General features: G+C 61.9%; 7 protein-coding genes. All 7 read right to left on the bottom strand.

Annotated features, from left to right (window positions below):
• On the bottom strand, positions 1-213 hold a 213-nt coding region (rpsO, locus tag VGO04_RS05980; RefSeq protein WP_327495048.1), incomplete at its 3' end, for a 30S ribosomal protein S15.
• A gap of 170 nt (positions 214-383) precedes the next feature.
• A complete protein-coding gene (locus VGO04_RS05975; RefSeq protein WP_327495047.1) occupies positions 384-710 on the bottom strand; it encodes an SH3 domain-containing protein in 327 nt (108 codons plus the stop codon).
• Between the two features lie 22 nt (positions 711-732).
• Positions 733-2,430, bottom strand: coding sequence for a sensor histidine kinase (locus tag VGO04_RS05970; RefSeq protein ID WP_327495046.1), 1,698 nt, complete (start codon positions 2,428-2,430; stop codon positions 733-735).
• A 184-nt stretch (positions 2,431-2,614) separates the two neighbouring features.
• Complete coding sequence (gene truB, locus VGO04_RS05965; protein WP_327495045.1) at positions 2,615-3,550, bottom strand: tRNA pseudouridine(55) synthase TruB; 936 nt, start codon at positions 3,548-3,550, stop codon at positions 2,615-2,617.
• Between the two features lie 8 nt (positions 3,551-3,558).
• Positions 3,559-3,966, bottom strand: coding sequence for a 30S ribosome-binding factor RbfA (gene rbfA / locus VGO04_RS05960; RefSeq protein WP_327495044.1), 408 nt, complete (start codon positions 3,964-3,966; stop codon positions 3,559-3,561).
• 70 nt (positions 3,967-4,036) lie between these two features.
• A complete protein-coding gene (locus VGO04_RS05955; protein WP_327495043.1) occupies positions 4,037-4,492 on the bottom strand; it encodes a hypothetical protein in 456 nt (151 codons plus the stop codon).
• On the bottom strand, positions 4,492-4,744 hold a 253-nt coding region (locus VGO04_RS05950), incomplete at its 5' end, for an EF-Tu/IF-2/RF-3 family GTPase (protein ID WP_327495042.1). The genes VGO04_RS05950 and VGO04_RS05955, both read right to left, overlap by 1 nt.

Here is a 4,744-nt window from a genome sequence, read left to right as displayed (position 1 = left end):
CTTCAGATAGTCGAGGAGCGAACGACGGCTGGAAACCATCGCGAGCAGACCACGGCGGGAATGGTTATCCTTCTTGTGGCCCTTGAAGTGTTCGGTCAGGTTGTTGATCCGTTCCGTCAGGATAGCAACCTGGACTTCCGGAGAACCGGTGTCGCCTTCAACAGTTGCAAATTCCTTGATGAGCTGAGCCTTACGCTCTGCAGCAATCGACATCGGATGATCCTTTCGATTTCGAGGATTTAGGGACGCCGTCAGCCGGGATGTCGTCCAGCTGCGGCCGTGAATGCAACGGGCATTGAGCCTTTTGCTGGCGTGCCTATAAACGAATTGGATGAAAAAGGAAAGGGTCATGAACTTGCGCGCCGAAGGGGCGGCGCAAGGCTTTAATTGTCCGTGGGACGCGGCCGCATCGGAGCCGATTTTTGCTGGTCCTGTTCGATGGAGATGCAGTCGAGATAGGCGGAAAAGACCCAGCCGAGCACACCCGCCTCGTTTCCCACCAGCGACCAATGCTTGCCCCTGTGCTCGCGCTCGCCGGTCTTGCGCACCTTCGCTCCGTTCGACAGGGTCATCATCACACGCCCGTTCGGCGCGTCGCGCACATTGAGCGGCGTGCCGGTCGGATCGGCAATGGTGCATTCGATGCTGGCGCTGCGCGCCGGCCCGACCGTCAACAGGACGGCAAGAAAGCCAACAATCGACCGCTTCACCGCTATCGCCCCCGATCCCCTGTCATGAACCTTCGTCCTTCGCATCGCGCGGGATCGAAATTCGCCATTCGATGCCGTCGGCATGCATCACCCGCTCCAGCGAGGCTTTCAAGGCCATGCCGAGCATGCGCTCCAGCACGAGCGTCCCGAAGCCCTTGCGGACCGGATCGGATGGCTTGCCCGAGAGATCAGCGCCCTCCTCCCGCCAGCGGATCGCGATACCGTCATCCTCGATCGACCAGCTGAGCTTGACCACGCCGCTGGTGTTGGCAAGCGCGCCGTACTTCGTCGCATTCGTCGCCAGTTCATGGAGCGCCATGCCGAGCGTCTGGGCAATCTGCGTATCGAGCCTCAACGGCGGGCCGGAGAGGATCACGCGCTTGGGATCGTCCGGGACGAACGGTTGCAACTGGTTCTGGGCAAGTTCGCGGAAATCGACACCTTGGGCAGCGTTGGCGATCATCAGATCTGTGGAGCGGGCGAGACCGGCAATGCGCTTGCGAAAACTATCGGCGAAATCGGCCGCGCTCTCGGCCGAATAGACCGATTGGTTGAGCATGGACTGGATCACCGTCAGCTGGTTCTTCGAGCGGTGCGCAACCTCCCGCATCAGGAAGCGGATTTCTCCCTCCGCCTTGGTGCGCGCCGCCGCCGCCTTCGCCAGCGCCGCCGAAACCTGTTCGACCTCCGAAATCATGTGCGGACGCGGCTCGATCCGCTCGCCCGCGCCGAGACGGCGGGCATCCTGTGCCACAAGCTTGACGCCCTGCGACAGGAGCCGGGCGATCGCCAGCGACCCCGCGACCGCGATGGCGGCGAAAAGAATGCCACCGAGCGACAGCCAGAGGAAGGACCAGACGGCGGGCGCATCGACGATCGCTTTCGGCGCCCAGGCGATGATGCGCCAGCCGGTGATCACGGAAAATTCGGTCGCGACGCGATACTCGGTGCCGTTTTCATTGATGTTGCGTACACCGATGCTGATCGCCGGCACCTTGTCGAGAAAGAACGGCTCGCCGGCTTTGACGGCCGTATCCGATGAGATGATCACCTTGCCGGCGCCATCGACCAGCGCCGCGTTCCAGCCGGGCGACAGCGTGTCGCGATTGACGGCCTTGGCCATGCTCTCGGCATTCTGCGTCAGGGTCAGCAGATACTCTTCACCGGTCACACGTTTGGCCGGCAGGTAGACGTTGAACACCCATTTGCCAGCCGTCTTGCCGAAAAACACATTGGAGACGAGCGGTGCGCCGTTGTTGGTGAAGGCGCGCTCAACCGAGTCCGGATCCGACGCCTGAACGAGCGGAGTGCCGAACGGCACCCGCGTATTGAGCCATTGATTGTGCTTGCGATCGATGGCGATCAGATAGGAATCCGTGCCTGCAAGGGCAGTCGAGGCGCGCTCGTAGAAGGCCTCCATGTTGCCGTCATCGATCGTCCGCGAGGTCGAAAGCACCTTGAGCGTCGTCAACATGCCCTCAATGTCGCGCTCGACGATGCGCGTCACCGATCCGGTCGACGCCTGGAGCAAGGCTGTGATGACCTGTTCCTGTGAATCGACGCTGCGTTTCAGCACCACCAGGGAGAAAATGAAGGCCGGGACGATCGCGACTAGGAGCAGCGATGTGAGATAGAAGCTGAACGGTCGCGTGAGGCGGTTGCGGACAAGGTCGCCGATCGTCGCGAAGCCTGCCGTCTTGCGCCCTCTTTCGTCTGACACGCCGGTCACTTGGTTGGCCTTTCTGTCCATCGCACCGCGATGGCGGCAGCGCTCTGAGGCCGGCCTCGCCGGGGCCAAAGAGTGCCGACGCACGATACGGAAATGGAATCACCTCGGATGGATTGCAAACCCATTCCAAGGATCATGCGTCAAGGACGCAGCAAAGGCAAACAGTTGCGGGCGCTTAGCTGCCAGCAAAGACCCGCTTCGGGCGGAACTCGCCCTCGGCGATCTCACCGATGGCGACCAGCTTGCCGCGTGCCGTCGCATAGGCTTCCGGCGTCGCCAGCGGCGCGTCGCGACCGCGAAGGATGATGGGATTGCCCATCTTCAGGCGGTGCGCCTGGTCGTCGTTGACGGCGATATGCGGCAGGTTGGAAAGCGCCTCGCCGGTATCGACCAGATAGGCGTCGAGCGCCGCCAGGCGTTCGTCGTCGCTCTCGATCTTCTCCAGCGCCACGAGATCGGCAAGCGGCACCATGTCCTCTTCGCCGAACGGAGCGACGAAGGTGCGGCGCAGCGAGGCGATGTGGCCGAAACAGTTGAGGTCGCGACCCATGTCGCGGGCAAGCGAGCGCACATACGTGCCCTTGCCGCATTCGATCTCGAAATGGGCGAGATTGGGCGCAGCGCCGAGCAAGGTCAGGCGATGCACTTCGACTTCGCGGGCCGGGATCTCGACGGTTTCGCCCTCACGAGCGAGATCGTACGCGCGTTCGCCGTCGATCTTGATCGCGGAGAACTGCGGCGGAACCTGACTGATGACACCGGTGTACTTCGGCAGAAGCGCGCGGATCGCCTCTTCGTTCGGCCGCTCGGCCGAGGAATGCGTGACCTCGCCCTCGAGATCGTCCGTCGAGCGCTCCTCGCCCCAGGCAACGGTGAATTCGTAGATCTTGCGACCATCCATGACGTAGGGAACGGTCTTCGTCGCATCGCCAAGCGCGATCGGCAGCATGCCGGAAGCCAACGGATCGAGCGTGCCGGCATGGCCGGCCTTCTGGGCCTTGAACAGCCACTTGATCTTCGAGACGGCTTCGGTGGAGCCGAAGTCGAGCGGCTTGTCGAGGATCAGCCAGCCCGAGATCGGGCGGCCCTTGGGCTTACGCGGTTTGGACATGAAATCTACTATTCTTCGTCTTCGCTGGTCTGGTCGAGATCGCGGCTGACTTCCGGCGAACGCAGGAGTTCATCGATCTTCTTGTAGTTGTCGAAGCTCGTATCGTCGCGGAAACGAACGTCGGGCATGTACTTCATCTGCCGAAGCTGCGGTCCGAGGCGGCCGCGAATGTACTTGGCATTGCGATTGAGCGCGTCGATGACTTCGGCATGGTTTGGCACGCCGAGCGGGGTCACGTAGGCGGTGGCGATCTTGAGGTCCGGCGACATGCGCACTTCCGAGATCGCGATGACGGTCTTTTCGATCACCGGATCGCGCACTTCGCCGCGCTGCAGAACCTGCGTGATCGCAGCGCGCACCTGTTCACCGACACGCAGCATGCGCTGGGATGGGGCAGAAGATGTGGCTTTGGTCATGGTTGTTGCTTTCTAGGGTATTGCGCCCGCTCGGGGCGGCAAACCGTTTTACTCTTATATCGTCCGTGCCTCAGGCACGGGTAGCTCCGATTGACTGGACCCGCCTTCTCTGGCGCAGCGCCAGAAAGATGCCCGTAGCCGTCAACACGAGCCCGCACGCCAGATGGATCGAATTGAACTGCGGGTGAATGCAACCCTCAATGATGGCGGACTGAATGACCTGGTCCGCGGCATCTCCCCAGGATGTTATCACCACGAGCAAGAGAAGGGCGCCGAGAAGGCTCCCGACCCAAAGCAGCGCCCGCAGACGCAACACCGTCCAACCTAGCGCCAGGCAGAGAAGCGCCGCCAAACCGACCCAATTGGTCAGAAACGCGGCCACCTCGTTGAAAACAGTGACATCCTGTCCGTCCCAGTCCGGGTAGAACTTGTCGCAAACCTCGGCGAAGGCCGGTGTCCACCAAAACGACACAACAGCGGCCAGGGCCGCCGTTGTGCAGATTTGCCGGGCTTTCGAAAGCCCCATTAGAGCGTCCGGGTGATATGCTCGACGCGGAAGCACTCGATCGTATCGCCGGCACGGATGTCTTCGTAGTTCTCGAAGGCCATGCCGCATTCCTGACCGACGTTGACTTCAGAGACTTCGTCCTTGAAGCGCTTGAGGGTCTTGAGCTTGCCTTCGTGGATAACGACGTTGTCGCGAACCAGACGGACGCCGACGCCACGCTCGACCTTGCCTTCGGTGACGCGGCAACCCGCGACCTTGCCGACCTTGGTG

The organism is Ensifer sp. (genome assembly GCF_035999185.1).
In the GTDB taxonomy this organism is placed as follows: domain Bacteria; phylum Pseudomonadota; class Alphaproteobacteria; order Rhizobiales; family Rhizobiaceae; genus Ensifer.
The sequence above is the reverse complement of the archived record's forward strand: the minus strand, read 5'-3'. Positions and strand labels throughout refer to the sequence as shown.